The sequence below is a fragment of the Streptomyces sp. NPDC002619 genome, from assembly GCF_042889305.1.
In the GTDB taxonomy this organism is placed as follows: domain Bacteria; phylum Actinomycetota; class Actinomycetes; order Streptomycetales; family Streptomycetaceae; genus Streptomyces.
Genome location: NZ_JBIAQV010000130.1, coordinates 1 through 3,018, shown reverse-complemented (window position 1 = coordinate 3,018; position 3,018 = coordinate 1). Strand labels below are relative to the sequence as shown.

Sequence of the window (3,018 nt, the reverse complement as noted above, 5' to 3'; positions counted from 1 at the left end):
CCTTGAGCACTGGCCCGGAACTACGCCGTCGACATCAAGTCGATCCTCCTGTCAGGTAATTCACTCAATCTCGTGCGACTTCGTGTCGCACCCCATCTCTCGTGATACAGCCTGACCAGCTCGAAGGCTGGATAGCGGTGGGGATCGAGCAGGGTGGTGGCCAGGCGGTAGACGCCCGTGGTGCATCCGGCGGTGGTGGCGATGGTGATCTCGCACTCGATGATGCGGACGTGAACCGTGCCGATCTGGGACAGGAAGGAGCCGTCGTCCAGGCGGTGCAGGACGGGCGGCTTGCGCACTGCGGAGAGCCGGGCCAGGAAGTCGGCACCGGTGCCGGCCACAGCTTCGAGGAAGGCGTTGGTGGCAAAACCCCGGTCCAGCAGCACGACCATGCCTTGGTGCGTCGAGCGCAGCAGGCGGCGCCCGAGGACGGGCTCGCCGGGTTTGCGCGGGCCGAAGACCGCGTCGATGACGGCGCGGGTGCCGCAGGCGACCAGGGCGATCAGCAGGACCTGCGGATAGCCGGAGGCGGCGGTGTACTGGTTGGCTCCCTTACCCAGCCGAGCGCGTACGTTCGTATCGTCGGCGACGTCCAGGTAGGTGCCGTCGATGGCAACGACCAGCAGTCCGGCCCAGCGGGCCCCGGTGGTGCGGACCGCCGACGCCGGGCCGCGCAGCAGGTCGAACAGGGTCCGCATCGGGCGCACGCCGAGCCGGGTGCGAGCGTGCCACAGCGCGGTCGCGGTCACCCGCGGCAGAGGCAGGGCCTCAAGGGCGCCGGTCAGTTTGCGCCACACGGCCGGGTAGCCGCATTCCTCGAACAGCGTGGCCGCGAGCAGCAGGTAGACCACCACGCGGGCCGGCAGTTTCCGCAGCCGCTGCTGAACCGCCCCGCACTCGGCGAGGACCTCGTCGACCATCTCGAAGGGCACGACCTGGGTTAACTCGCCCAGATGTCCCGGGGCGAAGACACCCTCGGCTACCGCGATTTCACGCGTGATGACACACTGTCCGGACAGCGGAGCCTCCGGTCTTTGTGAACGGCTTGTCTTGGCGGACCAGCCAGTTCTACCGGGGCTCCGCTTCTCGCGTCCGGCGTCCTTCCAGATCAACCCTTGCTTGCGGCCACGACCCCACCCGTAACTTCACGGCCTTGGGCTAAAGCCCGGTGGCACTTCACGCCACGTACAGCCCGTCGTAGCCACGAATGCGATGGCGGCCAGCACCTGCCTGTCCTCATACCGGCGTCGGCCCCCGCCCCGGGGGCGTATCGGAGCGGCTGGTACCACTGGCTGGAACAACTCCCACAAACGGTCCGGCACCAGACGCTCCACCAGTGCCATCACGGCTGTCGGCCTAGTGATCAAGCCAGTTGAGGCCATTGACGTCGGGTGCCGTTGTGTTGAGCGGAAGGAGGGCGTGCGAGACCTGCCGGTCTGCCGGCCTCTCCGGGTCCTGGGTCGTAGGGGCCGTGGCAGTGGAGTCAGCCGTGTCGTGGCAGTGCGGTAATGGCCGTGAGGGCATGTTTGAACACGTCGGCCCAGGGCCAGCGGATGGGAAGTCGCCGGTGGAGCCGTCTGGCGGTGTGCACGAGTCGGCCCGGGACGGTGAACAGGGTGCGCTGGAGGGTGGCGGCGGTGGCCCGGTCAGGTCGTGGCCGGCGAGGATGCCGACCGCGCGGCCGAGGTTGTGGGCCAGGGCTGCCAGTGCGAGCCAGGCCGCGTTCGCGGTGAAACGCCCTGAAGGAAGAAGAGCCGGCCCGGCGGAGCGTCGCGCTGGCGGATGTTGTGCCGGCGGTACGACCTCAGCCAAGTACCCACGGTGGAGGGGGCGCGGGTGGCGTTGAAGACCTCCGCCGTGTGCTTCATGGGACTGCAAGTGGACACGGCTCTCGACCAGTTCGGCCAGGCCGGTCCGCTGGGCAAGAAGAGCCGGGGCCAGCAACCCGGCGCACGGCACGAGGTTCGGGTCGTCGAAACTCACCGGCACCCGGCCCAGATCATGAGAAGCTCGCACTCGTCAGAGGCCCTCTCGACGCGGAACGATTCGGCCTCAGCAACCGAGATCATCCCAAGTCAGAGGGCATCTGTCCGTTCAATCCATGATCCGTGAACACCAAGAAACGGTGGATCCTGGCCAAGCTTGGCTCTGTCAGGGATCTCGGCGACGTCGACGTCGACTACTGACGGATCGCCAGGACTTGAGCCGGGGGATCCCGTGCTGGTCCAGGTAGTCCTGGAAGGCGGCCGGTGGCCGCGGTGGGGTTGCTTCACCGGTCGGCGGTAGCCCGCTGAGGCGCTCGATGTTCACGGCGGTGGCCGCGAAGGCGTGCTGCAGGTGGGCCTTCGGTTGTCCCCGGTAGCGGCAGCGGCGCATGCCGTGTTCGTGGGTGAGTTCGTTGACGGTGCCCTCGACTCCGGAGCGGACCGCATTGCGGGCCTGCCGGTCGGGCGTCCGCCGCTCGGCGCGGACGCGGATTTGCAGGTCGCAGCCCCGCGCATGCCCGCTGATCATGCTGTCGCACCGGGAAACACCAAGATCCCCGACTGTGAGGATGAGGGAGGCACCGCTCGGGGGTCTGACCCGATCCCCGATTGACGCTTCGGCTGTCCTCACTCTGAATCGTCGACCTTCCGAGCGGTGCCGTTTCGCGTACCGGCTCGGTGATCGTGACCTCATAGGAGCTTGACCGAAGCGGTCCCATCACAGTCGTGTCCGTCCGCCGGGCCGGTGCGCGCGAGCCCACTCCCTGCGCGCGGAAGGAACAACCCGGCCACCATGGCACAGCCCATCGAGGTGATCGGCGGGATCGACACCCACACCGACTTCCACCAAGCCGCCGTCATCGACACCATCGGCCGGCACCTGGCCACCGAGGCGTTCCCCACCACGCCTGCAGGCTACCGGCGCCTGCTGGAGTGGCTGCGCTCGCGCGGCCAACTGCTGGTCGTAGGCATGGAGGGCACAGGGTCCTTCGGAGCCGAACTCGCCCGGTACCTGCACGCCAACCAGGTCAGC

3 protein-coding genes and 1 pseudogene are annotated in these 3,018 nt (G+C 68.1%); 1 reads left to right on the top strand and 3 read right to left on the bottom strand.

Features of this window, described 5'->3' with window-relative positions; translation table 11 throughout:
- Nucleotides 1-20: 20 nt before the first annotated feature.
- From ACFYXB_RS45695 to ACFYXB_RS45685, 3 genes and pseudogenes are all read right to left on the bottom strand, one after another.
- On the bottom strand, nucleotides 21-1,112 hold the full coding sequence (locus ACFYXB_RS45695; protein WP_389591409.1) for an IS4 family transposase: 1,092 nt from the start codon (nucleotides 1,110-1,112) through the stop codon (nucleotides 21-23).
- A 48-nt stretch (nucleotides 1,113-1,160) separates the two neighbouring features.
- Nucleotides 1,161-1,343, bottom strand: a pseudogene (locus ACFYXB_RS45690) (transposase); the annotation flags it as partial.
- Nucleotides 1,344-2,151: 808 nt separating this feature from the next.
- Nucleotides 2,152-2,514 carry a transposase gene (locus ACFYXB_RS45685; RefSeq protein WP_389591407.1) on the bottom strand — a complete coding sequence of 121 codons (363 nt, stop codon included), beginning with the start codon at nucleotides 2,512-2,514 and terminating at the stop codon, nucleotides 2,152-2,154.
- 264 nt (nucleotides 2,515-2,778) lie between these two features.
- Between ACFYXB_RS45685 and ACFYXB_RS45680 the strand changes: the two genes are divergently transcribed.
- The coding region (locus ACFYXB_RS45680) for a transposase (RefSeq protein WP_389591405.1) at nucleotides 2,779-3,018 on the top strand (240 nt) is incomplete at its 3' end.